Annotated in this window: 31 protein-coding genes; 18 read left to right on the top strand and 13 right to left on the bottom strand. The window is 67.8% G+C overall.

The window, feature by feature from the left end; translation table 11 throughout:
* Positions 1 to 10: 10 nt before the first annotated feature.
* Genes AB0F51_RS35130 through AB0F51_RS35120 form a run of 3 tightly spaced genes read left to right on the top strand, consistent with a single transcriptional unit; the run spans position 11 to position 2,057 of the window.
* Positions 11 to 271 carry a hypothetical protein gene (locus tag AB0F51_RS35130; RefSeq protein WP_012922179.1) on the top strand — a complete coding sequence of 87 codons (261 nt, stop codon included), beginning with the start codon at positions 11 to 13 and terminating at the stop codon, positions 269 to 271.
* Between the two features lie 5 nt (positions 272 to 276).
* Complete coding sequence (locus AB0F51_RS35125; RefSeq protein ID WP_360287230.1) at positions 277 to 1,584, top strand: hypothetical protein; 1,308 nt, start codon at positions 277 to 279, stop codon at positions 1,582 to 1,584.
* Positions 1,584 to 2,057, top strand: a complete 474-nt coding sequence (locus tag AB0F51_RS35120; RefSeq protein ID WP_360287228.1) for a hypothetical protein — start codon at positions 1,584 to 1,586, stop codon at positions 2,055 to 2,057. Before AB0F51_RS35125 ends, AB0F51_RS35120 begins: the two co-directional genes overlap by 1 nt.
* A gap of 115 nt (positions 2,058 to 2,172) precedes the next feature.
* On the opposite strand, the gene AB0F51_RS35115 is transcribed toward AB0F51_RS35120, so the two are convergent.
* Entirely contained in the window at positions 2,173 to 3,255 is a 1,083-nt protein-coding gene (locus tag AB0F51_RS35115) for a CU044_5270 family protein (protein WP_360287225.1), read from the bottom strand.
* A complete protein-coding gene (locus AB0F51_RS35110) occupies positions 3,252 to 4,010 on the bottom strand; it encodes an RNA polymerase sigma factor (RefSeq protein ID WP_360287223.1) in 759 nt (252 codons plus the stop codon). The genes AB0F51_RS35115 and AB0F51_RS35110 overlap by 4 nt, the downstream gene beginning before the upstream one ends.
* Positions 4,011 to 4,197: 187 nt before the next feature.
* Here AB0F51_RS35110 and AB0F51_RS35105 point away from each other — a divergent pair, with 187 nt between their 5' ends.
* Positions 4,198 to 4,422, top strand: coding sequence for a hypothetical protein (locus AB0F51_RS35105; RefSeq protein ID WP_360287221.1), 225 nt, complete (start codon positions 4,198 to 4,200; stop codon positions 4,420 to 4,422).
* The gene (locus AB0F51_RS35100; protein ID WP_360287219.1) at positions 4,419 to 4,781 is read left to right on the top strand and encodes a hypothetical protein; all 363 of its coding nucleotides are present in this window, start codon (positions 4,419 to 4,421) and stop codon (positions 4,779 to 4,781) included. The genes AB0F51_RS35105 and AB0F51_RS35100 overlap by 4 nt, the downstream gene beginning before the upstream one ends.
* 52 nt (positions 4,782 to 4,833) lie before the next feature.
* Here the strand turns inward: AB0F51_RS35100 and AB0F51_RS35095 are convergent, their stop codons facing one another.
* Entirely contained in the window at positions 4,834 to 5,142 is a 309-nt protein-coding gene (locus tag AB0F51_RS35095; protein ID WP_360287217.1) for a hypothetical protein, read from the bottom strand.
* Positions 5,143 to 5,314: 172 nt separating this feature from the next.
* Between AB0F51_RS35095 and AB0F51_RS35090 the strand changes: the two genes are divergently transcribed.
* Positions 5,315 to 6,304, top strand: coding sequence for an NAD-dependent epimerase/dehydratase family protein (locus tag AB0F51_RS35090; RefSeq protein ID WP_360287214.1), 990 nt, complete (start codon positions 5,315 to 5,317; stop codon positions 6,302 to 6,304).
* Positions 6,305 to 6,340: 36 nt separating this feature from the next.
* Positions 6,341 to 6,832, top strand: a complete 492-nt coding sequence (locus AB0F51_RS35085; RefSeq protein ID WP_360287212.1) for a metallophosphoesterase — start codon at positions 6,341 to 6,343, stop codon at positions 6,830 to 6,832.
* On the opposite strand, the gene AB0F51_RS35080 is transcribed toward AB0F51_RS35085, so the two are convergent.
* The gene (locus AB0F51_RS35080; protein ID WP_360287210.1) at positions 6,829 to 6,984 is read right to left on the bottom strand and encodes a hypothetical protein; all 156 of its coding nucleotides are present in this window, start codon (positions 6,982 to 6,984) and stop codon (positions 6,829 to 6,831) included. The genes AB0F51_RS35085 and AB0F51_RS35080 overlap by 4 nt on opposite strands.
* Before the next feature lie 17 nt (positions 6,985 to 7,001).
* Here AB0F51_RS35080 and AB0F51_RS35075 point away from each other — a divergent pair, with 17 nt between their 5' ends.
* Positions 7,002 to 7,637, top strand: a complete 636-nt coding sequence (locus AB0F51_RS35075) for a hypothetical protein (protein WP_360287208.1) — start codon at positions 7,002 to 7,004, stop codon at positions 7,635 to 7,637.
* 18 nt (positions 7,638 to 7,655) lie between these two features.
* Here the strand turns inward: AB0F51_RS35075 and AB0F51_RS35070 are convergent, their stop codons facing one another.
* Entirely contained in the window at positions 7,656 to 8,324 is a 669-nt protein-coding gene (locus tag AB0F51_RS35070; RefSeq protein WP_360287207.1) for a DUF6308 family protein, read from the bottom strand.
* Positions 8,325 to 8,517: 193 nt separating this feature from the next.
* Between AB0F51_RS35070 and AB0F51_RS35065 the strand changes: the two genes are divergently transcribed.
* Both AB0F51_RS35065 and pyrE read left to right on the top strand, forming a co-directional pair.
* On the top strand, positions 8,518 to 9,750 hold the full coding sequence (locus tag AB0F51_RS35065; RefSeq protein ID WP_360287205.1) for an exonuclease domain-containing protein: 1,233 nt from the start codon (positions 8,518 to 8,520) through the stop codon (positions 9,748 to 9,750).
* 185 nt (positions 9,751 to 9,935) lie between these two features.
* A complete protein-coding gene (gene pyrE / locus AB0F51_RS35060) occupies positions 9,936 to 10,454 on the top strand; it encodes an orotate phosphoribosyltransferase (RefSeq protein ID WP_360287202.1) in 519 nt (172 codons plus the stop codon).
* A gap of 524 nt (positions 10,455 to 10,978) precedes the next feature.
* Here pyrE and AB0F51_RS35055 read toward each other — a convergent pair.
* The 3 genes from AB0F51_RS35055 to AB0F51_RS35045 all read right to left on the bottom strand — a co-directional run bounded on the left by AB0F51_RS35055 (position 10,979) and on the right by AB0F51_RS35045 (position 12,301).
* Positions 10,979 to 11,245 carry a hypothetical protein gene (locus tag AB0F51_RS35055; RefSeq protein WP_360287199.1) on the bottom strand — a complete coding sequence of 89 codons (267 nt, stop codon included), beginning with the start codon at positions 11,243 to 11,245 and terminating at the stop codon, positions 10,979 to 10,981.
* An 83-nt stretch (positions 11,246 to 11,328) separates the two neighbouring features.
* Positions 11,329 to 11,847 carry an FBP domain-containing protein gene (locus AB0F51_RS35050; RefSeq protein WP_360287197.1) on the bottom strand — a complete coding sequence of 173 codons (519 nt, stop codon included), beginning with the start codon at positions 11,845 to 11,847 and terminating at the stop codon, positions 11,329 to 11,331.
* 52 nt (positions 11,848 to 11,899) lie between these two features.
* The gene (locus AB0F51_RS35045; protein ID WP_360287195.1) at positions 11,900 to 12,301 is read right to left on the bottom strand and encodes a hypothetical protein; all 402 of its coding nucleotides are present in this window, start codon (positions 12,299 to 12,301) and stop codon (positions 11,900 to 11,902) included.
* A gap of 229 nt (positions 12,302 to 12,530) precedes the next feature.
* Here AB0F51_RS35045 and AB0F51_RS35040 point away from each other — a divergent pair, with 229 nt between their 5' ends.
* Positions 12,531 to 13,034 (top strand): hypothetical protein, encoded by a 504-nt coding sequence (locus AB0F51_RS35040; RefSeq protein ID WP_360287193.1) that lies wholly within the window; start codon positions 12,531 to 12,533, stop codon positions 13,032 to 13,034.
* Positions 13,035 to 13,441: 407 nt separating this feature from the next.
* On the opposite strand, the gene AB0F51_RS35035 is transcribed toward AB0F51_RS35040, so the two are convergent.
* The gene (locus AB0F51_RS35035; protein ID WP_360287191.1) at positions 13,442 to 14,011 is read right to left on the bottom strand and encodes a hypothetical protein; all 570 of its coding nucleotides are present in this window, start codon (positions 14,009 to 14,011) and stop codon (positions 13,442 to 13,444) included.
* 326 nt (positions 14,012 to 14,337) lie between these two features.
* On the opposite strand from AB0F51_RS35035, the gene AB0F51_RS35030 reads away from it, so the two are divergent.
* From AB0F51_RS35030 to AB0F51_RS35010, 5 genes are read left to right on the top strand one after another with little or no spacing between them, the layout of a single operon-like run.
* Complete coding sequence (locus AB0F51_RS35030) at positions 14,338 to 14,820, top strand: hypothetical protein (protein ID WP_360287188.1); 483 nt, start codon at positions 14,338 to 14,340, stop codon at positions 14,818 to 14,820.
* A 52-nt stretch (positions 14,821 to 14,872) separates the two neighbouring features.
* Positions 14,873 to 16,594 carry a histidine kinase gene (locus AB0F51_RS35025; RefSeq protein WP_360287185.1) on the top strand — a complete coding sequence of 574 codons (1,722 nt, stop codon included), beginning with the start codon at positions 14,873 to 14,875 and terminating at the stop codon, positions 16,592 to 16,594.
* The gene (locus AB0F51_RS35020; protein ID WP_360287182.1) at positions 16,591 to 17,256 is read left to right on the top strand and encodes a response regulator transcription factor; all 666 of its coding nucleotides are present in this window, start codon (positions 16,591 to 16,593) and stop codon (positions 17,254 to 17,256) included. The genes AB0F51_RS35025 and AB0F51_RS35020 overlap by 4 nt, the downstream gene beginning before the upstream one ends.
* A 24-nt stretch (positions 17,257 to 17,280) precedes the next feature.
* Positions 17,281 to 17,523, top strand: a complete 243-nt coding sequence (locus AB0F51_RS35015; RefSeq protein ID WP_360287179.1) for a hypothetical protein — start codon at positions 17,281 to 17,283, stop codon at positions 17,521 to 17,523.
* 14 nt (positions 17,524 to 17,537) lie between these two features.
* On the top strand, positions 17,538 to 17,927 hold the full coding sequence (locus tag AB0F51_RS35010; protein ID WP_360287176.1) for an MmcQ/YjbR family DNA-binding protein: 390 nt from the start codon (positions 17,538 to 17,540) through the stop codon (positions 17,925 to 17,927).
* On the opposite strand, the gene AB0F51_RS35005 is transcribed toward AB0F51_RS35010, so the two are convergent.
* Entirely contained in the window at positions 17,868 to 18,809 is a 942-nt protein-coding gene (locus AB0F51_RS35005; protein ID WP_360287173.1) for a hypothetical protein, read from the bottom strand. The two genes, AB0F51_RS35010 and AB0F51_RS35005, sit on opposite strands and share 60 nt — an antisense overlap.
* A 157-nt stretch (positions 18,810 to 18,966) precedes the next feature.
* On the opposite strand from AB0F51_RS35005, the gene pgm reads away from it, so the two are divergent.
* Positions 18,967 to 20,592 carry a phosphoglucomutase (alpha-D-glucose-1,6-bisphosphate-dependent) gene (gene pgm, locus AB0F51_RS35000; protein ID WP_360287170.1) on the top strand — a complete coding sequence of 542 codons (1,626 nt, stop codon included), beginning with the start codon at positions 18,967 to 18,969 and terminating at the stop codon, positions 20,590 to 20,592.
* Here pgm and AB0F51_RS34995 read toward each other — a convergent pair.
* Positions 20,589 to 20,969 (bottom strand): DUF3037 domain-containing protein, encoded by a 381-nt coding sequence (locus tag AB0F51_RS34995; RefSeq protein ID WP_360287168.1) that lies wholly within the window; start codon positions 20,967 to 20,969, stop codon positions 20,589 to 20,591. The genes pgm and AB0F51_RS34995 overlap by 4 nt on opposite strands.
* Positions 20,966 to 21,703 (bottom strand): HipA family kinase, encoded by a 738-nt coding sequence (locus AB0F51_RS34990; RefSeq protein ID WP_360287165.1) that lies wholly within the window; start codon positions 21,701 to 21,703, stop codon positions 20,966 to 20,968. The genes AB0F51_RS34995 and AB0F51_RS34990 overlap by 4 nt, the downstream gene beginning before the upstream one ends.
* 84 nt (positions 21,704 to 21,787) lie before the next feature.
* Between AB0F51_RS34990 and AB0F51_RS34985 the strand changes: the two genes are divergently transcribed.
* Positions 21,788 to 22,843 (top strand): glutamate--cysteine ligase, encoded by a 1,056-nt coding sequence (locus tag AB0F51_RS34985; protein WP_360287162.1) that lies wholly within the window; start codon positions 21,788 to 21,790, stop codon positions 22,841 to 22,843.
* A 117-nt stretch (positions 22,844 to 22,960) separates the two neighbouring features.
* Here AB0F51_RS34985 and AB0F51_RS34980 read toward each other — a convergent pair whose 3' ends face one another.
* Complete coding sequence (locus tag AB0F51_RS34980) at positions 22,961 to 24,748, bottom strand: glycerophosphodiester phosphodiesterase family protein (RefSeq protein WP_360287159.1); 1,788 nt, start codon at positions 24,746 to 24,748, stop codon at positions 22,961 to 22,963.
* Between the last annotated feature and the right edge of the window lie 204 nt (positions 24,749 to 24,952).

The raw sequence follows: 24,952 nt of genomic DNA, 5'->3' as shown, positions 1-24,952 counted from the left end.
GAGGCAGTAAGTGTCCGACGTACAGCGGCTCAAGGAACAGCTGCACCAGGTCTCCGCCGAGGCTAAGCAGGCAGCTGGCGGCTTGGCCGGGTTCAAGCTCCGCTTCACCCAGCACAGCGCCCAGGTGGAGAGTCTGATCGCCGGTACGGCGACCGGGGTGGACCGCGACATCTCCGAGATCTTGGATGCCGCGGGCAAGGCGGTCGAACAGGCCGCGGAGGCACTGGAGATCGCCTCGGCCGGCTGCAAGAGCTACGCCGACCAGATCTAGTTCCGATGCCCTCCGACCTGCAGCGGGTGGCGCGCGGTCTGGTCGAGTGTCTGGACGAAGTACCGCAGGTCGTCGCCCACCTGCACCGCACGGCCGAGCGCTGCCGTGAGAACGCCGCCTTGGCGATCGCGGCATCGCACGGCCAGGCGACGGTTGCGGCCCAGCAGTTGGACGCGGCGGCGCGAGCCTGCGAACAGGCTGCGCATTATTTGTCGATGGCTCCGCCCAAGGCGAAGGCGTGGGCGGAGCGGTTGGTGGGTACGCCGCGGTCGAGCGATCGGCCCGACTCGCAGTCGGCCGATCGCAACCGGACGACCGGGGGAGCGGGCGACGTCGCCGAGCGCGATCTGCTGGGACGGGTCACCCGTCTGAAGGTGCCGTTCAAGCCCCTGGAAGATGCCGAGGGCAAGGAGCCGCCCCTCATCACGGTTGCCCGCAAGGCCTTCGAAAAGCTCCGCAAGAAGCAGGAGAAGGCCGAAGAGGAGTGGGAGCAACCAGAGGAACTCGAACTCGAGATCGTCGTCGCGGAAACGGGCGAGATCGAGGTGGTCGACGAGGAGCCCCCGGAGGAACGCGACTACGAGATCAAGGTAGAACTCGACGCCGCCGCCACCGAACTCCTCAAGTCCATGGAAGAACACGGCAAACAAACCTGGACCACCGCCAAAATCCTAATCGAACCGGACCGAGTAACAGGGACTTTCACCTACCCCGACGAGCCGCTCCGGGCGCCGGCTCCAGCGATCGTCGATGTCGAGTTGCCACTGCCTTCTGGTGCCCCCGCGGATGACCCGAAGCCGGAACAACTCGACGTACCGGACATCGACATCGCGCTCGACGAGCCACCAGACTTCGACCCGGCTCTTGAGCGCCGCGCACTCGGCGATGACTTCGCCCCAGGCGTGCATGATCCGCTGCATCGGTTCAGACCCAAAGAAGTGGATGCCGCGCGACGATTGGCGGGCGAAGGCTGGCGAGTCGACGCAAGGCCGGAAGATCACACGGTTCAGAATCAGTCGAACCCCGATGTCATGGTGCGAAAGAACCGGGACGACGCTGGAGTGATCGTGGAACTGAAGCGGCTGGACAGTCCACTGCCGAACGCGATCAAGCGGCTCATGACCCAGGGGAGTGGGCAGGTTCGTTCGGTGAACGGTGAGGTCGTCATCGATGGTCGGCTGGTCGGCGTCACCGAGGAGCAGGCGTTCCGGGCGTTTCGCCGGGCCCGCGGGCAGCAGGGGTCGGCCGTCGCGTCTCAGGTTCACGTCATTCTCGCTGATGGACGCCTGGTCACCTACAAGAAGGAGAACTGATGTCCGACGACGACACCATCTTTCTCGCAACGGATCTGAGGGTGGATCAGATCGGGGCGCGGCTGACGGAGCTGCTGGAGCTGGAGCCGATTCCCGAACCTTCGGAGGCGGCAGACGAGGTTGGGCTGCGGGGACGAGCGGCGACAGCTGACGGCTGGCTCGGCTTTCGGGTGCACAGGAACTGGCACGCCGAGGTAGATCCGGCGCCTGACGAGGTACAGGCGATCGATGCCTACTCCATCCAGGTCGACGTCTGGTACGGCGCGAAGGATGAGGAGATCCAACGGCGCGAGGCGAGAAAGGTCTTCGATCGGCTGGTCGCTGCCCTTCCGGACATACCAGCGCTGCTGACCCATAACCTCACCAGCCTGGACGCCGCCTATCTGCCGGGGTCAGGGGCCTACGCCTTCGAGAGCGGCACGACGATGGACGCGCCGGACGAGCACATCTGGCGCCCCTGGGTGAGCGGTTGACGCTGGAGTTGAGCGCGGCGTGTAGAGGCCAGGCAGAGCCCGTGCTGCGGGGTGCCTGGCCGGGGTCTGGGTTGCCGTTCATGTCGGGTGGGCGGGCCTGAGGGTGTGGCAGCGGCTACTTGGTGGGTGGAGGGGTGGTGGTGATGCGGGTGAGGATTGAGGTTTCGGAGGCGATGTCGCCGGCTAGGAGGACCTCGTAGTCGTTGCCGGCGGAGTCGTTGTTGGGTTTGCCTGGGTGGTCTCGGGTGACGACCAAGCGGTAGCCGATCATCCGGCCGTCGGAGGGCGAGATGATGAGGTCGCTTCGGTAGCCGTTCGTCTCGTAGCCGACCGCGCGGCCGCGTCGGCCGTCCAGCGTGGTGACGTTGTCCAGGAGCTTGATGCCCGGGATCTTGCGGGCGGCCTGGTAGAGCGCCGCGCGGAGGTCGGCCGGTACGAGTCCGCTGCTCAGGGCCTCGGTGAGGTGGCGGAAGGCTCTCTCGTCGGGCTCGAGCTTGTCCGCTCCCCGGTTGGTGTGCTTGCGCAGAGCGGTCAGCAGGAGATCAGGATCCCGTGGCTGGCGGGCGAGGAAGTCGGGGGTCGGATTCTGCCAGCTGGGCTTGCAGAACGGCCCTGGGACAGTTCGTCCCATGAATGTGACGTTTTTGCAGTCCCGGTCGAGGTAGCGGACCTTGGGCTTCTCGTCCACGAACAGATGGGGAACGAGCTTGCGGGCTGCCTGCCGCGCCGCCGGCGTCGGGAAGTCCACCTTGAAGTTCTTGTCGACTCTGGTCACGTACGTCGTGCTCTTGCCGGCCGGGATCCAATTGTCGATTCGCGTGTGCAGCGTGGCGCGATGTGCCGGAATGGTTCCGAAGGTGTGGATCCTCTCCATTTGAATCGTGGTCTGGCGGTACTGGCCGGGGCGGAGCGGGGCGTCCGGGTTGGCGGTGCTCAGGCCCGCGGCGTCGGCCAGGAAGGTGCTGGCGTCGGCGACTGTGCCGGGGGTGGGGGCGTTGTCGTGGTTGATCACGTCGGCGGCCAGGAAGGCGCCGGCCAGAGCCAGGGCCAGGGAGGCGGCTACGAGTACGCGCGGCCGCGGTGCGCGGCGGCGTACCGGGGAAGCGTTCAACAGGCGCTGGCGGGCTCGGGCCAGGGTCAGCGGGTCAGGGTCCGGTACGTCGCTGCGTACCTGCTTGAGCAGGTCTAGTTCGTTCATGACTGGTTCTCCTGGAAGTCGGGGCCGAGTGCGGAGCGGAGGGCTCGACGGGCTCGGTGCAGGCGGGAGCGGACGGTTCCGATGGGCAGGCTGAGCGCTTCGGCGATCTCGGCGTAGCTGAGGTCTTCCCAGGCGTAGAGCAGCAGCACGTCACGCTCTACCTGCCGAAGACCAGCCAGTACGCCGTTCAGTAGGCGCGACGCCGATGCCGCGTCGACTCGTGCTGCGACGTCTGTGGCCAGCGGGTCACCGTGCTGGTCGAAGCCGGCCGGTTCGGAGCGGGCGTAGGCCCGGTACTGGCGGACCTCGTCGCGGCGCCGCCGGTGGATGAGGTTGGTGGCGATGCCGTAGAGCCAGGGCAACGCGCCGTCGGCCGTACCGGAGTACCGGTGTCTTCGTTCGAAGGCGATCAGGAAGGTCTGGCTGAGCAGGTCGTCGGCCTCGGTGCTGCCCAGCCGCCGGGCGACGTACCGGTGGATCTTGACGGCGTGCCGGTCGAACAAGTGAGCGAACTCGGCTGGGCTGTCGGCTGTCTGGATCAGCTCGCGATCAGCCGGCGGATCGGAATCGCGGCCGGCAGCGAACGAGACGGACACGAGCGAGACGGGCTCGGGCGGCACGGCGGCGAGCGGGACGCGCTTGGGCTGCGGCACGGGCTTGGGCTCAGGCGGGTCGGCGGTGGCGTCGGCGGTGGCGGCTCGGAGTCGGTACATGCCTGTTACTGCCCGCTGCCCCGGATCCGGTTCCCGCCCCATCGCCGGAGCGTGTCACGCCGGCGGGCCGTCGCCGGAAAAAGTGCTGCCGAATCCGCGTCATGAAGCCGCGGCAGGCCCGTCACTACCAGTGAACCCATCCCCACAGGGAAGTGGAAGTGATCGAAGTGAACCGCAGAGTTTCGCAGTCGCTGATGGGAACACCGAGCGGTACCAAGCGGGTGCACTGATGTCCGATGACCCCGCAGGACCGCAACGTCGCCGCGTACGTGTGTGGTTCGGTGACCACATCGTCGCGGACTACCGGGCGGAGGCCGATGTGGCCGACCGCTATGCAGCCGCCATGTCGCGCCGGTTCGCCGGCTTGCGCGTGACGAGCGAACCGATCCCTGCCCTGGAGCCCGGCGGGCAGTCCCTGCCGGAGCAGCGTTTGTGGGAGGTCGCACCGAAATGACCGCTCGCCGCTTCCGGCTGATTCGCCATCATGACGTCTCCGGTGTGAGTGGTACCGGGCCCGTCGCCGAGGGCGTGCAGTTCAGCGACGAGGCCGTCGCGCTGCGCTGGTACGGCGACTATCCGACCACCACCGTCTGGGACAGCATCGATTCGGTGATCGCGATCCACGGTCATCACGGCGCCACCGAGGTCGAGTGGCTCGACCCGGACCCGGGTCCGGACCCCGAACTGCCCCGCCGTGCCGATCTGCCGCCTCAACCATGGCCGCAACTGCACCCGGCCCCCGAGCCGCCACCGGACGAGTTCCAGTCCGGCCGGCAGACCACGACCGGATCCGGCGCCGCGGACCCGGTCTGACCGCGAACGGGCCGGCGCCGAACTCCTTCCGGCGCCGGCCCGCTCGAAACTCTCAGCTCATGTCCATGGTCTCCTCGAGGTCCAGGTTGTAGAACTTCGTGGGACCGTCGCACAGCTCCGCCATCTTGGCGGCGAACTCGGACGTGTCCGGGCGTTCGGAGTTCTTCTTCGCCTCCTCGTAGGAGTTGAACTCGACGACGGTGAAGTAGCGGCCCGGCTCGTCCCTGTCGGCGCAGGCCATCGCCCTGGTCGGCGTGGGATCGTCGTCGGCTTCGCGGTCCTTGCGGTACTGCTCGGTGAGCGCGCGGACTTCCTCCGGCTTCGACGTCCGGTACTCGATGATCTGAACGAAACCAGCCATGTCTTCCCCCTTGGTTGCTGTGACGTCCTAAAACTGACAGTGCGCTCGCCGACCCGGCCCCGCAAGAGGTGAAGCCAGAATCACGCGCTGCGGACGGCGTGCCACGAAGCGTGCTTGTCTGCCGCTGGCAGAGCTGCTGGGCTTTGTCCGTGCGGGCTGATTGGCTGACCTCGTGGACATTCTGATTCTTGGCGGTACGGCGTTCCTCGGGCGTGAGCTCGCAACCCAGGCGCTGGCGCGTGGTCATGCGGTCACCTGCCTTGCGCGCGGCGAGAGCGGTGGCGTGGCCGAGGGCGCGACCCTGGTTGCCGCCGATCGCGGCCGGCCGGACGCGTACGACGCAGTACGGGACAAGGCCTGGGACGCGGTTTTCGAGGTTTCCTGGCAGCCCGGCTTTGTCCGTGGGGCGCTCGGTGCTCTGGGGGCGAAGGCGAAGCACTGGACCTATGTGTCGACCGGCAACGTCTACGAGAAGTTCGACGTACCGGGTGCTGACGAGTCGGCGCCGTTGCGGGAGGCAACTGACCAGGACGTCGCGGACCGGGAGCTGTACGGCGAGGCCAAGGTGGCTTGTGAGCTGGCGTCGGTGGAGGCGGTCGGAGATCGGCTGGTGATCGCCCGGGCCGGTCTGATCGGAGGGCCGGGGGACAAGAGCGACCGGGGTGGAGCCTGGGTGGCTCGTGCTGCGCGTGCCCCCGAGGAGCCGTTGCTGGTGCCGGATACGCCTGACCTGGCGACCTCGATCATCGACGTACGGGATTTCGCGTCCTGGTTGCTGGATTGTGCCGAGAAGGGCACGACTGGGACCTTTGATGCGGTTGGCCCGGTGATGCCGTTCGGGGAGTGGGTGGAGCTCGCGCGCGAGGTCGGTGGGCACACCGGGCCGGTGGTGCTCGCGCCACGGGAGTGGCTGGAGGAGCAGAAGGTCGAGCAGTTCATGGGACCGGAGTCGCTCGCGATGTGGCTGACCGAGCCCGGCTACGAGGGCTGGTCGACCCGCAGCGGCGCGGCGGCGCTGGCAGCCGGGCTGAAGCACCGGCCGCGACGCGAGCTCGTGGTCGACACCTTGGCCTGGGAACGCGAGCTCGGCCTGGACCGTGAACGCAAGGCGGGCCTTAGCCTCGGCCGCGAGCAGGAGCTCATCGAGTCGCTGCCGAGGTAACACGGCTGATTGGCAGGTCGTGGGAGAGTAGTTCGCATGCGGTTGCTGCTGATCTCGGACACTCACCTGCCGGTTCGCGCGAAGAAGCTGCCCGCCGCGGTCTGGGCAGCGGTCGACGAGGCGGACGTGGTGATTCACGCCGGCGACTGGGTGAGCGTTGAGCTGCTCGACGAACTGACCGAGCGCGCGAGCCGGTTGATCGGGTGCTGGGGCAACAACGACGGACCGTTGCTCAGGGCAAGGTTGCCCGAAGTCGCCCGGGTGACGCTGGACGGCCTGTCGGTCGCGGTCGTGCACGAGACCGGACAGGCAAAAGGCCGCGAGGAGCGATGTGAGCGTGCCTACCCCGACGTGGACCTGCTCGTCTTCGGGCACAGCCATATCCCGTGGGACACCACGTCGCCGCGCGGGCTGCGCTTGCTCAACCCGGGCTCGCCGACGGACCGCAGGCGCCAGCCGTACTGCACCTATCAGACGGCCGTGATCGAGTCAGGCCGCCTGACAGATGTCGTGTTGCACAACCTCTAAGCGTTGGCTGCTTCCTTGACCCGGGTCTTGATCCGGTCGCGCACCTCTTCCGGTGAGTAGGCGCGGCGCTTGCGCTCGTCCCGCGCGATGACGACGCCTGTCGCAGCGACTCCGACAAGCCCTGCCAGTCCTACGACCTTCCATACCTTCATGTCACTAACCTAGCGACGTGGAGACACGGATAGCACTGGATGACGCTACGGAACTGACACGAACGGGTGACATTTGGCTGTTTCGCGGGGAGAGTGCGGCCGATCGCGCGATCCGGCTGACCACCAACAGCCCGGTGAATCACGTCGGGATGGCGATCGTGCTCGAGGACCTGCCGCCGCTGATGTGGCACGCCGAACTCGGCCGCTCGCTGCCCGACGTGTGGACCGGCAACCATCAGCGCGGCGTACAGCTGCATGATCTGCGGGATGCGGTTCTGACCTGGTCGCAGAAGTACGGTCAGCAGGCCTGGTTGCGGCAGCTCGAGTACCCGATCACCAGGGCCACCGAGGACGCAGTACTGCGAACTGTGGCGCGCCTCGACGGTACGCCGTTCCCGTCGACGGCACGGCTCGCTTCGCGGTGGGTGCGCGGACGGGTTCCGCAGTTCCGCAAGGGTGAGCGCGAGCTGAAGCTGGAGAGCGCGTACTGCGCTGAGGTGGTGGCCGTGACGTATGAGGAGATGGGGTTGCTGCCGCCCGGGCGACGGCCGAACTGGTACGACCCGGGTCGGTTCTGGAGTGGCGACGATCTCGACCTCATCGGTGGTGCGAAGTTGGGCGAGGAGATCGCGGTCGACGTACCGACGGTCTGAGCTCTTGTGGGGTGGCGGTCAGCTGGCTGTGATGTGGCGGGCGCGCATCCAGAGGATCACGTCGAGGGTGCGCAGGGGCGTGATCATCGGGCTGAGCTCGGCGACCTCGTGAGCTCGCTGGAGATGATCGCGGACCTCGCCGGTCAGTGCCTGCTGCAACGAGATCCACCAGCTCGCGCCCTTGCCCAGGTCGATCAGCTGGCTGACCTGGTGGTCGTAGATCGGGATGAGTCGCGGCCGCTTGCGGGCCAGCAGCTTGCTGGCCGTGACGCCGGCGGTCCCGTGCTCACCGCCGTTCCAGGCCATCGCCCGGAACTTGGTGAACAACCGGTACGCCGCCGAGCGCGGGCTCAGCTCGGATCGGGGCACCGCCCACAGGTCGGCATCGGCTGGAATCGTTGCCAGCAATTCGGCAATTTCAGCCGAGTCGGGGCCGAGTAGGCGGGCGGAGACCGTGATCGGCAGCCGGATGTTGAGCGCTGACAACGCGACGATGTCGTCCGCGGTGAGTCGGTCGCGGTTGCGGTCCTGCTCTTCCGGCGTACCGATCTGCTCGAACCAGCGGCCCGGGTGGCCTGTGTTCGGCGGACCGTCCTGGTAGTACGTCCGCAGGTCGTCGACGGCCCGCGGGTCCGCCACGATCCGCAGCAGTGTGGTGGTCAGGCCGGTGTCGATACTGAGTTGCATGATCCCCCCGCAATGAACGGCCGCGGCGCCTTCCGGCTTCCCCCCGCGCTTCCACCCGGCCTATCGAGGGGATCCGGTCCGTCGTTACATCGAGTTAGCGGGTGCGCCGGAAACTGTCGGTGCCGGGTGATTGAGTTGTCCTAGGTCGCAGGTCATTGGTCGGAGCAGTGGTCGGAGCTGGAGGAGGCGCCGGATGTACGCCGTCATCGACACCGAAACCACTGGTCTGTCGCCTGGTCATCGGCATCGGGTCATCGAGATCGCCGTCGTACTGCTCGACGCGCAGGGGCGGTTCGAGCAGGAATGGGTGACGCTGCTCAATCCGCAGCGGGATCTCGGGCCGCAACACATTCACGGGATCCTGACCGCCGACGTACTGGCGGCGCCGCAGTTCGAGGACGTCGCGGCCCAGCTGGGGGAGTTGCTGGCGGGGCGGATGGTGGTCGGGCACAACGTGGAGTTCGACCTCGGGTTCCTGCGGGCGGAGTTCGCGCGACTCGGCGTCATCGTGCCGCTGATCACGGAGCGGTCGATGTGCACGATGGCACTCGCCGGCTACTTGTATCCGGGTGCCAAGCGAACGTTGGGCGCTTGCTGCTCGGCGGCCGGGATTCCCATCGAGGGTTGGCATTCGGCGCTCGCGGACACTCGGGCCACGGCTCAACTCTTCAGCCACTACCTGCGCGCATTTCCGTCGCCACCGCCTTGGCAGTGGGCCTATGAGGAGATCAGAGGCCTGCCTTGGCCGGCGTTGCCGGGTGCTCATGGGGTGCCGACCGTTCGGCCTGTGCACGCGAGTGGACGGCATGGCTGGATGAGCCGGCTGGTCGACCAGTTGCCGCGCGTACCGGATCCACCGCAGGCCGACTCGTACTTGGCCGTCCTCGACATGATCCTGGCCGACCGCGAGATCAACCAGGCCGAGGCGGATCAGCTCGTGCACGTCGCGACGGATCTGGGTCTCACGCGATCGCAGGTCGATGAACTACATCAGGTCTACGTCGCCGACCTGGCGGACGCCTTGTGGAGCGGCGGTTCAATCACCCCAGAGGAGCGCCACGACCTCGACCGAGTTGCGGCAATGCTCGGCCAGCGGCCTACCGATGTCGACGACGCTCTGCTGAGGGCGAGCAACGGGCGATACGTCGTACCGGCTAGACCTGGCGCTCGAGGGTTCCCGGTGGGCAGCAGCCTCGTGTTCACAGGAGACATGGTTGAGCCGAGGGAGGTCTGGTGGGACCGCGCGGTAGCCGCCGGCTTCGTCCCCCACGAGGCCGTGCGCCCAGACACAACCTTCGTAGTAGCAGCCGACGTAGACAGCCTCTCGCTCAAGGCCCGAACAGCCCGCTCACTAGGCATCCCAATCATCGCCGTAGAAGACTTCACCCGCCTCCTCCCCAACCCCAACCACCAAAAAACCAGCTAACCCCACCACCCCCAACCATCTAGATCTAGCTGGGCTAGGCCGTCTGGGTGGGCTGCCTGGTGGTTGCTCGTCGACAGCCCTCCGGCGAAGGCGCGAGCGGCACGGCCGTTCGGCGTACCCGTTGCGGCGGTTGGCGTGGTGGGACTTCCGTGAGGGCTGCTGGGGTGGCGGATAGGGTGCGGGGCGTGGAGATTGCTGAGCTGGCGCGAAGGATTCGAGAGACCTCGCATCTGAATGGTGAGTTCGTACTGCGGTCGGGCATCCGGGCGACGGAGTACTTCGACAAATACCGCTTCGAGTCCGACCCCGTGCTGCTGGACACGATCGCCGAGGCGATGGCACCGCTCGTACCCGCCGAGACCGAGGTACTGGCCGGCTTGGAGATGGGCGGCATCCCGGTGGTGACCGCGCTGAGCCGGCACACCGGCCTGCCGTGTGCCTTCGTCCGCAAAGAAGCGAAGACCTACGGCACCTGCCGCCTGGCCGAAGGCGCGGACGTCGCCGGCCGCCGCGTCCTGATCGTCGAGGACGTAGTCACCAAGGGCGGCCAAATAGTCCTCTCCACCGCAGAACTCCGAGCCCTAGGCGCCAACATCACCCACGCCCTCTGCGTAATAGACCGCCAACAAGGCGGCCCCGAAGCCCTAGCCGAAGCCGACCTAACCCTCATCCCCCTCCTAACAACCACAACCCTCCACCCCTAACCGCGCACGAGCCCTCACCCGCATCCACAGCCGGACGGACCTGAGCTTCCCGCGACGAGAGCCTTAACCCAGATCCAGCTGTCAGCGCCCACCCCACCGCCGACCGCCGTCGAACCCTGCGACGGGAGCGCCTTAGCCCCGACCCGCCGTCGAGCCCTGCGACGGGAGCGCCTTAGCCCCGACCCGCCGTCGAGCCCTGCGACGGGAGCGCCTTAGCCCCGACCCGCCGTCGAGCCGTGCGACGGGAGCGCCTCAGCTCCGACCCGCCGTCTAGCCGTGCGACCAGAGGCCTTAGCCCCCAACCGCCGTCGAGCCCCTGCTCGGCGTTAGCCACCGGTCCGCCGCTCGGCCTCAGGTCCCGCCCGCCCACGCATGCCGGCGTCGCTCGTCGCTTGCGGTGCCTCGTGCACACTCCACGGCTCACATCCCCGGCGCTGTGCATCGGCACCAGCGCAGCGTCGTACCGGGTGTGGGCGTTGCGGCGCGCACGTCTCACCCCGAAGGGTTGGTGCGGGCGGGTGCGGCTATTCGTGGATGTCTGTTTGGCCGTCTTCGCGTTCTATTTCGAAGCGGAGGGTTTTGCCGGAGCGGATGCGTTCGACGGCGGAGAGGCAGGCTTCTTCGCTCATGTGGACGCCGATCTCGCCGAGCTTGTGGCGCAGGACGAGGGCGGCGTCTGCGGCGGAGCGGGAGCTCGACTCGTTGATCGCGTTGATCGTGGTGGTCGTGAGTTTCTCGCGGATGTCCGGGTGGACCTCGTGAACCTCATGGGTGATTCTGAACTCCGACATCGCGACCCTTTCTCTGACGGCCTACCCGTGACCTGTCGCACAGCCTAGTGCCCCGGGTCGACTGTGCGCAGGTTCGGACTTCGTCAAATAAGTACCCGCCCGACGAACGTCTCGAGACGCTCGGCCAGTCGTTCGGACCGGATCTCCGGCCCGACGGTCTCTCCTTGCGGGACTTCGGGGTCGCGGAGACCCCGCAGGTACAGCGAACACGCGAGGTCGGCGCAGATGTAGGTGCCGACGGTGTTGCCGGCCTTGCCTGCTGCTCCGGCTCGGCGGGCGACGAAGAGCGAGACGTCGGTGAGTTGGTGTGCGGTGTGGCAGAGGTCGCACAGACCGGTACCGCGGCGCGGCTTGCCCGTTGCTGCCGTGTTGACGGCGATCCCGGTGAGGCCGTCCTCTCGCGGTACGACGAGGTAGCCGCGCGCCGGCGCTTTCGGGTCGCGCCACCCGAGGTAGTCCAGGCTCTCCCAGGGCAACTCGCCGAAGTCACGCGGCAGCGTCATCGCCTTCACCAGACTCTTGGACGAGTTGACGAAACTGGCCTTGATCTCGTCCGCGCTGAGCGGTTGCACGATGGTCCTCCGGTCTTCCTGTCTGGTCACATCCAGCCAACCTCAGGCCCATCGCCTGCCGCAACCGAATAATTCGTTGCCGCTAGCAACCGTCGATGTAGTCGGTGACGCGGTGGGGATCGTGGTTGCGCAGGTCGGCGCCGAAGTCGACATGTGCCTTGAGGCGCAACAGGAGGGAGACCCAGCTGACCGGGTCGGGGTTGCCTTCGTGGCTGAGGGTGAGGTCGGTACCGCGGGTCCCGTCCGACGCGACGCTGAAGGTGAGTCGCTCGCCGGAGAGGCGGACGACGTACAGCTGGTCCTTGACAGCTTGTTCGATCGGCGCGTCGTCGGTCCGGCCGCCGGGCAGGACGAAATGGATCACCCCGTCGGTCTCCCTGGCCGAGTCCGCCCAGAACCGCGACCGGCCATGCGGAGTACTGATGGCTCGGTAGACCTCGCTGGGGGCCGACTTGAAGTGGACCTTCCACTGGGTCGAACGCACGGAACCTCCTCGCAGCCGGCGGGACCCGACCGACCACAATTCTGCGGTATAGACCGGTTCAGATGACGAGGTTCGATGCTCGAATGTTGCACAGTGCGGCTGAATCGTCGCAATGGTGTCACAATCCCGGCGAATCCGGTCCGGAGGTGGTTCGTCACATCCTGTGCTGGGAAACTTCCACTTCAGTGCCGGGTGCTGTGCCCTGCGTCGGGGTCCAGGGGGTCCGCCGATGATCGACACGAGGCTGTATCGCTGGCTCCGGCCCTTGCTCCGGCGCAGGCGTCGAGGGTTGCGCGCGCCGGAGGAGTTCCGCCCGCGCGGTACGAGCTCCAAGATCAGCCGGCTGTCCACCCGGTACGACGCTGAGGTGGATGCCGCGCTGGAGCGACTCTGGCCGAAGGCGCGGGTCTATCACGATCGCGAGTTCACCCGGGATCGCGCGGACTTCCTGCTGGTGGTTCGCGGTCGAGGCGTGATGATCGAGACGAAGGTGAAGAGCGACCCCGGGTTGTTCCGCGGCTCGACCCTGCCGCCGCTGCTAGACCGACTGCAACGCGACGGTCGCCGGCTGGTCGTCCTGCTCAACCAAGGCGATCCGACGCCCGCCCAGGAGTTGGTCGCCGCAAAACTCGGCGACAAAGCACGAGTCATCGTCTGGTCCGGCCCCGCAGACGACGCCGCCCTCTACGAAGCCGTCGAATCCCTCCTCAAACAATCAACCCGCCACGCCTGAATCCCCGCAGTAGGCGCTCGGGGGATTGGGGTGGGCAACAGACAGCGCGGAGGGCAAGGGGTCGCTCTCCGCGCTGTGAGTTGGCTCCGGGCCGCGAGGTGTGTCCTGGGTGGACGGCGGCACGGAGACGTTCGGGGGTGGTGCGGTTCCGGCGTTTGTCCTGCCGGGTGGTGCTGGTGCCGATGTAGTCCTGCGGGGTGGTGCCGGTGTCGAGGTTGTCCTGCCGGCGGTGCCGGTGCCGAGGTTGTCCTGCCGACGGTGATGGGGATGGTCGGTGGTGCGGGCGGTGCTGGGGCTGCGGCTGGGTGCTGGAGCCGATCGCGGGGTGCGGGTACAGACGGGACGGGTAGCGGTGGTCGGTGGTGTGGGTGGCGCTGGGGGTGGACCGTTGTGCGGTTGGTGCAGGGTTAGCAGGGTTGGGGGGTGGTGCTGCCGCCGTCTACTACCCAGTGGCCTTGGATTTGTTCTATGCGCATTTGGTCTAGCCAGCGGGTGGGGGTGTTGGCTGGGAGGACGCTTCGGCCTTTGCTGTCTACTGTTCGGGCCTTTTTGGTGTCGTAGCAGGCTCGGACGAGGATGCCCTTCGCGTGCAGGACGCGCTTGGCCCAGAGGACCTTGGTGGCACCGGTGTTGTGGAGGCGCTTGGTCCGGTAGTACTTCGCTTGCTGGCTGATCGCCGTGAACATCGCCGGCGTCATCACCGGAGCGAGTTGCTCGGTGGCGCGGCCGCCGCTGCGCATCATCGTGTCGAACGCGACCCGATAGTCGTAGTACGCGTTGATGACTGGGTCGTCTGAGGGCGGTGCGTCGGCTGCCGGGAGGGTGCCGTTGGCGACTGCCTCGGTCAGGCTCGGCTTGATCGCCTTGTGGGCACCGGGCGACGAAGCTGCCACGTCGGCGGACTTGTCCTCACCGCAGCCCGCGAGCATCAGGACCGGGATCAGAGTGGCGGTCACCACCAGGTTCTGAATGCGCATGTTGTCCGAACCTCCTGTCGGCGCGGCCCTGCCGCTCGCGCCTCCTCCGGCACTGACCGTGTAACGCTGAGACACGCACCGTGGTCACTGTGACTTGGGTCACAGTCATCCCCCTACCGGGGTAGGGGAGGTGATCTGGCTCTGTGGCCGGATGCCTCTCGGCACGCTCGTTTCTAGGCTCGATCTCAGTTACTGAGACTGAGGAGGCGACCATGACGGACACGGTTCGAAGCACAGTTCGCGCGGCGGACGGACCGCCATCCGGGGGCGGGTCCTTGACAACCCGGCTGATCCGCTCCATCGGGTACGACGTTGCGTTGGTTCCGGTGAGCCTACTGGGGATCGGAAACTCGCTGCTTGGACGCGCGGACACGGTCCACCGGACCTGGCGCCGGTTGGCGCGTTTCCAGGGCTCGCCTGATCCGATCAGGTTGCGCAGGCCGGGTGCCGCGAGCGTGATCATCAACGGTCTGGTCAGCGCGGCATTAGGACTGTTGACGTGGTTCCTGCTGATGATCCTGGTGATCGCGGTGGTGCGAGGTCCGTTCTATGGCTTCGTCGAGACCGGGCCGGTTGGGCCGGGCACGTGGGGTGGGCCGACCAAGGCGGGGGCCTGGGCCGTTCATGCGGCGGTCGCCGTGCCGATCATCGTGGCGTTGCCGTTTGTGCTGCGAGGGCTGGCGCTCCTGCAGGCTGCGACGATTCGCCGGCTGTACGGCTCGGGCAGCTCACGATTGGTGCTTCCGGCAACTATTCTCCTGGCTGTGTTGGGTGCCCTCCTGTTCTCCTCATGGATTCAGCAGCTGTGAGTCCGCAGCGCGGTCGACCGGGGAAGAGCTGGTCTGTCATTAAGGTCGAGAGATGAGCTCGAGATGGCCGGCCGGGCGGGCTGGAGCGGGTGCGATTGTCGGGGTGGTGGCGCTGCTGGCGCTGACCACAGCTGACCTCGCCCAGCACTATCGGTTGCCGATCGGGGCCGCGCTCGCCTTGGGAGTGGCGCGGGCGTTGGGATTGGCGATGGTCTGGCTGAGGCCCGGCGGAGCTCTTCCGGTTTCCTTGGCGACCTCTGCGCTGACCGCCGCGGTTTGTGTCCCGATCAACGCGGGTGAACCGTGGCCGTGGCCGGTGACGGGAGTCTTCGGGCACTCCGTAGTACTGGCGATTGTCGGCGCTCGGGGTGCGTCGCGGCGGGAGCTGGCCGGTTGGTGGGTTGCGACCCAAGCGGTCGGCGTGGTCGGGATGGTGGTGGCGCCGGACCGCGGATCGTGGCCGGGACTTCTCACCATGGCTGTGTTCTCGGCGGTGGCCGTGGTGGTGGCGGACTTGTTGCGGTCGCGGGCTGAGGCTCGGCGGCAACTGGTCGAACAGGAGAACATCAGTGCGGCCGAGCGGGCGCAGCGTGCTCGGTGGCAGGAGCGCGCTCGGATCGCGCGGGAGTTGCATGACGTCGTTGCGCACCACCTTTCGGTCGTTGTGGTTCGGGCTGACAGTGCGCCGCATCGCTTGGCTGATCTGTCCGAGGGTGCTCGTGAGGAGTTTGCGGGGATCGCTGAGGACGCTCGGTCGTCGCTGATGGAGATGCGGCGGGTACTGCGCTTGCTGCGGGAGGATCCGGGTAGCGGCGAACCGAGTGGTGAGCTCGGGCCGCAGCCTGGGTTGCGTGATCTGGCGGAGCTGGTCGCTGGTACTAGGCGGGCTGGGGCGGATGTGCGGTTGGAGGTCGAGCCGTTGGCAAAGCTGGATCCCGCGATCGAGTTGACGGCGTACCGGGTGGTGCAGGAGGCGGTGAGCAATGCGGTGCGGCATGCGGCCGGAGCGACGGTCGAGGTGAGCGTGCGGCGAGCGCGGGGGGAAGACATCCGCGAAGGCGGTGATGGCCGCGACGAGTTGATCGTGGAGGTCGTGAACGGTGCGATGCCTTCGCAAGCTGCCCGTTCGAAGGCGGTGGCGGGGCAGGAGGTGGTGGCGGGAGGGGTCGCCGGGGGCGCGGTGGCGGGGCATGGGGTGGCGGCGAGGGCGGTGGCAGGGGAGGCGGTAGCGCGTGAGGCGGAGGCCGGGGAGGCGGTGGCGGGGCATGGGGTGGCGGCGAGCGCGGTCGCAGCGGAGGCGGTAGCGGGTGAGGCGGAGGCCGGGGATGCGGTGGCAGGGCAGGGGGTGGCGGGGAGAGGGGTCGCCGGGGATGCAGCGGCAGGGCAGGGGGTGGCGGGGAGGGCGGTGGCCGCGGACGCGGTGGCAGGGGACGGGGTCGCGGCCAGAGCGGTGGCAGGAGAGGCGGTAGCGGGTGAGGCGGAGGCCGGGAAGGCGGTGGCGGGGCACGGGGTGGCGGGGAGAGGGGGCGCCGGGGACGGGGTGGCAGGGCAGGGGGGCGCGGCCAGAGCGGTGGCAGGGAGAGGTGAGTCGGCCGGGGTTGGGCGGGTGGCGGGGAGCGCGGGGGTGGGTGGGTCGGTGGGGAGTGGGCATGGGGTGGTTGGGATGGGGGAGCGGGTTGGGTTGTTGGGTGGGGGGTTCCATGCTGGGCCTAGGGCGGATGGGGGGTATGTGGTTAAGGCTGTAATCCCGTTGGAGGGCGAGGAGGGGGCATGACGATCTCGGTACTGGTTGTGGATGACCAGGCGGTTGTTCGTGCTGGGTTTGCGGCGTTGCTCAATGCGCAGGCGGATCTGACGGTGATGGGGGAGGCGGCTGATGGTGCGGAGGCGGTCGAGGTGGCGGCGGAGCTTCGGCCTGAAGTGATCCTGATGGACGTCCGGATGCCTGTGCTGGACGGACTCGAAGCGACTCGGCGGATTCTGGCTGACGCTGTCCCGGGTGAGCCGCCTCGGGTCGTCATGCTCACCACCTTTGATCTCGACGAGTACGTGTACGACGCCCTGCGGGCGGGGGCCAGTGGGTTTCTGCTGAAGCACTCCTCCCCGGATGAGCTCGCGGCCGCTGTTCGGATCGTCGCGGCCGGTGATGCGCTGCTGGCTCCCTCGATCACGCGCCGGCTGGTCGAGGACTTCGCCAAGGTGCGACCTGTGCTGCCGGCCACCGCAGCCGGCCTCACTCCGCGCGAGACCGACGTCCTGCGGCTGGTTGCGCGGGGTCAGTCCAATCGCGAGATCGCAGCCGGTCTGGTGCTCGCTGAGCAGACCGTGAAGACTCATGTCAGCCGGATCCTCACCAAACTGAATCTGCGTGATCGTGCCCAAGCGGTCGTCTACGCCTACGAAGCCGGCGTGGTTGCTCCCGGCCCGCGCCGCTGAGCCATGGTCGGGCCGGAGCCGGCTGTGCCGGCCCGGCGAGCCGCCCGCCACAAACCTCAGCGGACCACCCGTCAGAACGGCGAACGGACCACCCGCGAGAACGGCCAGCGGATCATCCGCCAGAGAGGTCACCGGACCACCCGTCAGAACGGCCAACGGAGCATCCGCCAGGACAGTCAGCGGAGCATCCGCCAGGACGGTCAGCGGAGCATCCGCCAGGACGGTCAGCGGACCATCCGCCAGGACGGTCAGCGGATCTGGCGATAGAACAGGAGGCAGGAGTGGATGCACTCGAACGGTTGCGAGGTTTGTGCCTTGCGCTGCCGGAGACCACCGAACGGCTGAGTCACGGAGAGCCGACCTGGTTCGTCCGGGACAAGAAGACGTTCGTGATGTTCGCGGATCAGCATCACGACGACCGGACAGGATTCTGGTGCGCAGCCCCTGCAGGGACCCAAGAATCACTGATCGCCACCGACCCGGAGCACTTCTTCCGCCCGCCGTACGTCGGGCACCGCGGCTGGCTCGGTGTCTACCTCGACGTGCCGGACGTGGACTGGCCCCAGCTCGCCGAGCTCGTCGAGGACGCCTATCGGCACGTCGCCCCCAAGTCATTGGTGGCTCGGCTCGACGAGGCCGCCGACGGACGCGCGGCCGGTGGCGGGAGCTGACAGCCAAGCCGATTCGGTGTCGTGACGACAGGGCATCGCAGTCCGGTATGTCGCGGCCGACAGCAGCAGGACCGTGAGTTCGCCCAGACTCACCCCCAGGTTCTGTGCGTCGCGATGCAAGGCGGACACCAAACCGGCCGGCAGGTCCTCGAGCACGATCTGCTGGCCGCTGGGAGCAGTGTCCGCCGCCTCGACCGCCCAGCCGCGGCCCCACCGTTCGCTGCCGAGCTGCAGCACCTCGTCGAGCGGTGGAAGAGGCTCGATCAAGAGGTCAGGGATCTCGGCCAGGGCGCGGAGCATGACCGCTCCGAGGGTGTGCTGACTTTGCCGTTGACTCAGCGCGTCGTCGGCTCTCAGGTAGCGCCGCAGCACGATCCGAAGCCGCTCGGTGGCGGGACTCGACGGCGACGGTTCGTCGAGCACCGGCTCGACCGCCAGGCGCCCGTTCCGGAGGCGGAAGGCGAGGAGAGCGTCGGCTCGGACATCCGGCAGCCAGTCGGGTGGACCGCACCACCCGCCGAACTCCCCGAAGGACGACGTCACGGCACCGCCTGCTGACAGCGCCAGCGAGCCTTCGTGCACGAGGAGCTGGTCCAGCAGCGCGAGCTCCGGCCCGGCGTAGAGCACCTGCCGGCCTTTGGTGGCGTAGCGGACCCGGTGGGTCAGGGCGGCACCGTCCAGCATCCGCCGTGCGCAGTCGAACCGCCCGTCGGGTAGCTGCACCATCACGGGTGACTGGCGCAGCGTAGTACGGACTGAGGCTGCTGGGTTGCCGGATTTGGTCAGGCCTGCGGCCACGACCCTGGCTCCGAGGTCTTCGGGGGTCAGCGGGCCGGAGGAGTTGATCTGGTCGGCGCAGTAGGTGACGATTCGTTTGCTCATGCCAGGGAAGTTACGAGCCTCGATGCCCCGAATTCCCTTTGTCCACAGGACAATTTCGTCGCCGGGGTTATGCCGTCGCCGATTGGCTACGCGCCAGTAGGAAACCGCGACGCGGGATGGAGTTGTGATCAGGCCCGAAGGCTTGTTGCATGTGCATATGCACCCACGCGCAGGCCAGCCCGCTCAGCCCGAGGATCTCGTCGACATCGACGCGTTGCTCGCGGCGTACGAGGGGATCACGCCGGATGTCGACAACCCCGCTCAGAAGGTCGTCTTCGGGACGTCCGGGCATCGCGGATCGTCCCTCGATGGCGCCTTCAACGAGGCGCACATCCTTGCCATCACGCAGGCCGTCTGCGAGTACCGCGCGGGGGAGGGCACCACGGGCCCCCTGCTGGTCGGCCGGGACAGTCACGCCCTTTCAGAGCCCGCATGGCGGACCGTGCTCGAAGTACTGGCGGGCAACGGTGTCGAGACGCTAGTGGACAGTGCGGACCGGCTGACCCCGACGCCGGCCGTGTCGCACGCGATCCTGCGGCTCAACCGCGGTGCGGGTGCGGGTGCCGACGGCATCGTCATCACGCCGAGCCACAACCCGCCGCGTGACGGCGGGATCAAGTACAACCCGCCCCACGGCGGGCCGGCCGACTCGGACGCGACCGGCTGGATCGCGGCCCGCGCGAACGAGCTGATCGCCGGCGGCAACCGTGAGGTCCGCCGGACCAAGTTCGAGGCGGCGCGGGCGCAAGCCGAGGAGTACGACTTCCTCGGTCACTACGTCGACGACCTGCCCTCCGTCCTCAACCTCGACGCGATCCGGGCGGCCGGCGTCCGGATCGGCGCGGACCCGCTGGGTGGCGCGAGCGTGGACTACTGGGCCGCGATCGCGGAGCGGCACCGGCTCGACCTGACCGTGGTGAACCCACGGGTCGACCCGGCCTGGTCGTTCATGACGCTGGACCACGACGGCAAGATCCGGATGGACTGCTCGTCGCCGTACGCGATGGCGTCGCTGGTCGCCCAGAAAGACCGCTACGACGTGGCCACCGGCAACGACGCGGACTCTGACCGGCACGGCATCGTCACGCCCGACGCCGGGCTGATGAACCCCAACCACTACCTCGCCGCGGCGATCTCCTACCTGTTCGCGAACCGGCAGTGGGGTCCCGAGGTCGCGGTCGGCAAGACGCTGGTCTCGTCGTCGCTGATCGACCGGGTGGTCGGCGATCTCGGCCGGCGGCTGTGGGAGGTGCCGGTCGGCTTCAAGTGGTTCGTGCCCGGCCTGATCGACGGCTCGGTCGGCTTCGGTGGCGAGGAGTCCGCCGGTGCGAGTTTCCTGCGGTTCGACGGCACGGTCTGGACGACGGACAAGGACGGCATCCTGCTCGCCCTGCTTGCCAGTGAGATCACCGCGGTGACGGGCGAGACGCCGTCGCAGGCGCACGCCAAGCTGGTGTCGAAGTTCGGCGCCTCTGCCTACAGCCGTGTCGACGCGCCGGCCAGTCGCGAGCAGAAGGCCAAGCTGGCCGGGCTCTCGGCCGACGCCGTGACCGCGACGAAGCTGGCGGGTGAGCCGATCCTCGACCGGCTGACCAGCGCGCCCGGCAACGGCGCGGCGATCGGTGGGCTGAAGGTCACCACGGAGTCGGCGTGGTTCGCCGCCCGCCCGTCGGGCACCGAGGACCTCTACAAGATCTACGGCGAGTCGTTCAAGGGTGAAGACCACCTCGCCGAGGTCTTCGCCGAGGCCCGCGACGTGGTTTCCACCGCGCTGGAAAGCTAACGCACGAAGGCGTCGACCAGCCGGTCCAGGTCCGCAGTGGGGTCGTTGGTGAGCCCACTGTGGATCGGGCCCGGGTGGACGACCGTACTGCGCGGCGCCGCCAGCCACCGGAACCGTTCGCCGATCCTGGTCGCGGCTGCGGGCCCGCCCTCCGGATCGCCGGCGCAGATCGCGCGGATGTGCTCCAGCGACGCGCAGACGACGTCCACGTCGACCGCTGGGTCGAGTGCGCGCAGGCGGAGCGGGTCGACGTCCCAGGATGCGCCCAGGAAGTCCAGTGAGCGGCAGTAGAGCACCGCACCGACGTTGACGAACTCGCCACGGTGGATGCGCGGTGCGGCGCGCAGGATGACGTAGTCGAATGGCACGAGGTTCACCGTGCACCACCCGGCAGCCATGCGGACCGGTCGGCGAGCCTGGCGGTCAGATGACCGACGTACCGCTCCCGATCGCCATCGCCGATCCACTCGTCCGGCACCAACGCGACCACTTCGGTCAGGAGCTCCGGCGTGATCGCCGCTGCCAGCTCGGCATCCACAGCCGGTACTGCGGACGCGACGTCGCGGAACACGTGATCCTGCGCGTCGTACCCGAGCCCGGTGAACTTCTCGGCCGACATCCAGGAGTGGTGGAAGTACAACGCGGCTCCGTGGTCGATCAGCCAGAGTTCCTTGTGCCAGACCAGCAGGTTGGTGTTGCGCCAGGAACGGTCCACGTTGGCGACGTACGCGTCGAGCCAGAGGATCTTGGCCTGGGTCGCCTCATCGGGTCTGCCGCTGGAACCGTCGTACCCGAAGGAGCCCGGCAGGAAGTCGACGGCGAGGTTCAGCCCCGCGCTGCGCAGCAGGAGATCCTGGATCTCCTCGTCGGGCTCGGACTTGCCGATCGCCGGGTCGAGCGCCATCAGCTTCAACTCCGGAACCCGCAGTCCCAGCCGGCGGAACAGTTCGCCGACGATGACCTCGGCCACCAGCGCCTTCGGGCCCTGGCCCGCGCCGTGGAACTTGAGCACGTAGGTGCCGAGGTCGTTGCCCTCGACAACACCGGGGAGTGAGCCGCCTTCGCGCAACGGCAGCACGTACCTGGTGGCGGTGACCGTCGGCAGACTCACCCGGCGAAGCCTAGTACCCGGGGCCCCGGTTTCCGGCGTCCGGGGGCCGGGTACCTCGATGGCAGCCGAGAAAGAGGAGAAACCTTGAAGCACCCGTCCATGGGCGTCGAGGAGGAGCTGCTGCTGGTCTCGGCCGGTGGCGACCCTTTGCCGCGCAGTAAGGCCGTCGCCGAGGGGACACACGGAGTAGACGTCGAGCTGGAGCTGACCCGCGCCCAGGTGGAGATCAACACGCCTGTGTGTCAGACCTCCGAAGAGTTGCGGCTCCAGCTGACCTGGGCGCGGTCGAAGCTTGCTGAGTCGGCTGCGGCCGAGGGTGCGCGGCTACTGGCGATCGCGGCGCCTCCTGGTGGGGTGGCAGCCCAGTTGGTGACCCACAAGCCGCGCTATGAGGAGATGGCCGCTCGCTACGGCTTGCTGGCTCGGGAGCAGGCCGTTTGCGGTTGCCACGTGCACATCGGCGTACCGGACAAGGAAGCGGCTGTGCGGATCAGTAATCACCTGCGGCCGTGGCTGCCGGTCCTGCTGGCGTTGACGGCCAACAGTGCCGTCTATCTGGGCTCGGACACCGGCTTCTCCAGTTGGCGATCGATCATGTGGTCACGGTGGCCGTGCTCGGGCCCACCCCCGTACTTCGAGTCTGCCGAGCACTATGACGCCCTGGTCGCCATGCACATCGCGACCGGCGCCATCATGGACGAGCGGATGGTCTACTGGGATGTCCGGCCGTCCAGTCACCTGCCGACGGTCGAGGTACGGATCAGTGACATCCCGCTGACCGTCGACGAAACGGTGCTCCTGGCGACGCTCATCCGCGCACTGGCGATGACAGCCATGGCCGACGGCGGTCTCGGACCGAAACTCGAGCCCGCGGTACTACGCGCGGCGTACTGGCTGGCGGCCCGGGATGGCATCACCGGCAACGGCCTGGATGTCCTGAAAGCCAAGCCGCTCCCGTTGGGCGAGCTACTCGGTTTGCTGCAACGGCATGTCCACGCAGCGCTCGAAGAGCTGGACGAGGCGGACATGGTCGCCGAAACCATCCAGCAGGTACTCCGCGAAGGCAACGGCGCCGTCAAGCAACGCAAGGCCTTCGCCGCCGGTGAAGACATCGTCGCGCTGACAGCGGTCTCCAACTAGTCGTCTGCGGTGTCAGCGAACGAATCCACTTGGCGACAGCAACAATCGTGAGTTCGCGGTGGGGGGTCGGCTCGCCGTCTTGGCCGAGCCGACCGCCCGTCTGTTCGAGGTGAAGGTCTAGCGGAGGAACTCCTCCAGGCCGTGGAGGTCGTCGGTGTTGACGTGGTCGACGCCGGCGGCAATGAGTTCTGACCAAAGAGCTTCCCGCGCCGCGCCCGGGGTGTCCGGGGTGGCCCAGAAGCGGACCCGGTAGCCGGCGTGGTGGGCAGTGGTGACGATCTCATGCAGCTTGGCGCGTTCGGTCGCCGGGAACGGGCCGATGCCGGTCCAGGTGAAGTTCTTCGTCCAGTTGTCGCTCACGAGCGGCATGAGCGACGCAGGCAGCTTGGAGTTCAGGTCGGTGAGCCGGCCGTCGTACCCGGCGTACCGGACCTTCTGTGCCTGCAGTACGTCGAGTGGGCGGTTGCCGCTGATCACTGACGTGACGGCGCCTCGGTAGGTCCGTCCGTTGGCGAAGATGGTGCTGATTCCGCGGTACTTGCGCAGTACTGCGTCGATCGCCGCATAGGTCGTAGGCCCGTCGCTCTTGATGTCGATCAGCAGCTGGAAGTCACGGCCGCGGCGGTACACCTGGCCGTGGTTGTCGCGCACACGCTCGGCAAGCGGCTTCAGGTAGAGGCTCTCGAGCGTGCGACCCGGTACGACGTCCTCGAGATCGTGCGCGACCAGGAGCTCACCGTTCACCAGCCACACATCCGCCTCGACACTGTTGAAGCCACGGTCGAGAGCGTCTTGCAAGGGCCGCCGGTGCTCATAGTCGTTGTGAGCATGGGCCGACGGCAGGGCACGGACCGCCGGAGCCTCGTACGCCGTCGGCAGCCGGAACCCGTTCGACCGCGCGACCGCCCGCAACCGGTCCGGGTAGTCCGTGATGATCCCGTCGACACCCTTCTCGACCAGCGACTGCATGGTCGCCGGGTCGTCGACTGTCCACGGCACCACCTTCAGACCGGCCCGGTGAGCCGAGCGGACCATCTCGGTGGTGACATAAGGCCGGTACGCCGGATCCGTCACCTTCCCGTCTTGCGGGAAGCCGTGCACGGGGGAAATCGCGTCGGCACCGAAGGACGCGGTCGCCTTCACCAGGTCGCCGCCGAAGTCGTCGATGTCGAGGCCACCCAGCCAGGGCGACTTGCCCGGCTGACCTGTCTGCAAAAAGTCGTAGTTCGTCAGCGCGACGATCGGCAGCTCCGGCGCGACCTGACGCATCCGCATCAGAGCGCCCCAGTCGAAGCTTTGGATGGTCACCTGACGGCTGATCCGGGCCTTGCGGACCTCGGCGGCGACGACCTGGACGAACTGCTCCCGCGGCGCCGTCTCGGACGGAGCGCCGGCCTCGACCTTGGTCTCGATGTTCAGCTTCACGTTGTGCGCGCGGAACCGGTGGACCAGGTCGAAGATGTCGCGCAGTTCGGGCATCCGGGCGCCCGGGTCAGGCGTCTGGCCGGGATGCGCGGGCTGGGTCAGCGAGCCACAGTCGAGCTGCTTGATCTGCTTCAGGCTCAGCGTCTTGACGAACTTGCCGACGTACGGAAACTCCGGGTCGCCGGGGGTGTAGGGCGCGGTGTCCTTGCACTTGGTGCCGGACACCTTGCGGTCGTGGGTGACGACGGCGTGGCCGTCCTCGGTGATCTGGACGTCGAGCTCGAGCGTGCTGACGCCGATCTCGAGGCCGTGCGAGAAGGAGGCGATCGTGCTCTCCACTGTGAGCCCGAGACCGCCGCGGTGGGCCTGGACGTCGAACTCACGGCCCCGGCCGGCTCCGGCGGGGACGGCGACGAGCGTCTGGCCGAGCAGGCCGGCAGCGAGGGCAAGCGGAAGCAGCGCGCGGGGGAGGCGGCGCATGAGGTTTCCCTTTCGTAGGGGCAGGGCGTAGGCGTCTCGTGTCGGAGGTTGCGTTGCGCTACCGGCGCCCAGGCACGCACCTCGCGGCAGCGGAGCAACGGCCATGATGGAAACGCATCGAGGCCGCTCCTCCGCCACCGCGATGCACGCACCTGGACACCGCTATCGCTAACGCAACCTCCGACACGAGACGCCGACCGATGA

This window comes from Kribbella sp. NPDC023855 (assembly GCF_040639475.1).
Taxonomy (GTDB): domain Bacteria; phylum Actinomycetota; class Actinomycetes; order Propionibacteriales; family Kribbellaceae; genus Kribbella.
The sequence above is the reverse complement of the archived record's forward strand: the minus strand, read 5'-3'. Positions and strand labels throughout refer to the sequence as shown.

Excerpts from the sequence above, each read along its gene's own strand:
- AB0F51_RS35125 (WP_360287230.1), top strand. The coding sequence starts at position 277 with ATGCCCTCCGACCTGCAGCGGGTGGCGCGCGGTCTGGTCGAGTGTCTG.
- AB0F51_RS35120 (WP_360287228.1), top strand. The coding sequence starts at position 1,584 with ATGTCCGACGACGACACCATCTTTCTCGCAACGGATCTGAGGGTGGAT.
- AB0F51_RS35115 (WP_360287225.1), bottom strand. The coding sequence starts at position 3,255 with ATGAACGAACTAGACCTGCTCAAGCAGGTACGCAGCGACGTACCGGAC.
- AB0F51_RS35110 (WP_360287223.1), bottom strand. The coding sequence starts at position 4,010 with ATGGGGCGGGAACCGGATCCGGGGCAGCGGGCAGTAACAGGCATGTAC.
- AB0F51_RS35105 (WP_360287221.1), top strand. The coding sequence starts at position 4,198 with ATGTCCGATGACCCCGCAGGACCGCAACGTCGCCGCGTACGTGTGTGG.
- AB0F51_RS35100 (WP_360287219.1), top strand. The coding sequence starts at position 4,419 with ATGACCGCTCGCCGCTTCCGGCTGATTCGCCATCATGACGTCTCCGGT.
- AB0F51_RS35095 (WP_360287217.1), bottom strand. The coding sequence starts at position 5,142 with ATGGCTGGTTTCGTTCAGATCATCGAGTACCGGACGTCGAAGCCGGAG.
- AB0F51_RS35085 (WP_360287212.1), top strand. The coding sequence starts at position 6,341 with ATGCGGTTGCTGCTGATCTCGGACACTCACCTGCCGGTTCGCGCGAAG.
- AB0F51_RS35080 (WP_360287210.1), bottom strand. The coding sequence starts at position 6,984 with ATGAAGGTATGGAAGGTCGTAGGACTGGCAGGGCTTGTCGGAGTCGCT.
- AB0F51_RS35070 (WP_360287207.1), bottom strand. The coding sequence starts at position 8,324 with ATGCAACTCAGTATCGACACCGGCCTGACCACCACACTGCTGCGGATC.
- AB0F51_RS35065 (WP_360287205.1), top strand. The coding sequence starts at position 8,518 with ATGTACGCCGTCATCGACACCGAAACCACTGGTCTGTCGCCTGGTCAT.
- AB0F51_RS35055 (WP_360287199.1), bottom strand. The coding sequence starts at position 11,245 with ATGTCGGAGTTCAGAATCACCCATGAGGTTCACGAGGTCCACCCGGAC.
- AB0F51_RS35040 (WP_360287193.1), top strand. The coding sequence starts at position 12,531 with ATGATCGACACGAGGCTGTATCGCTGGCTCCGGCCCTTGCTCCGGCGC.
- AB0F51_RS35035 (WP_360287191.1), bottom strand. The coding sequence starts at position 14,011 with ATGCGCATTCAGAACCTGGTGGTGACCGCCACTCTGATCCCGGTCCTG.
- AB0F51_RS35025 (WP_360287185.1), top strand. The coding sequence starts at position 14,873 with ATGAGCTCGAGATGGCCGGCCGGGCGGGCTGGAGCGGGTGCGATTGTC.
- AB0F51_RS35020 (WP_360287182.1), top strand. The coding sequence starts at position 16,591 with ATGACGATCTCGGTACTGGTTGTGGATGACCAGGCGGTTGTTCGTGCT.
- AB0F51_RS35005 (WP_360287173.1), bottom strand. The coding sequence starts at position 18,809 with ATGAGCAAACGAATCGTCACCTACTGCGCCGACCAGATCAACTCCTCC.
- pgm (WP_360287170.1), top strand. The coding sequence starts at position 18,967 with ATGCACCCACGCGCAGGCCAGCCCGCTCAGCCCGAGGATCTCGTCGAC.
- AB0F51_RS34980 (WP_360287159.1), bottom strand. The coding sequence starts at position 24,748 with ATGCGCCGCCTCCCCCGCGCGCTGCTTCCGCTTGCCCTCGCTGCCGGC.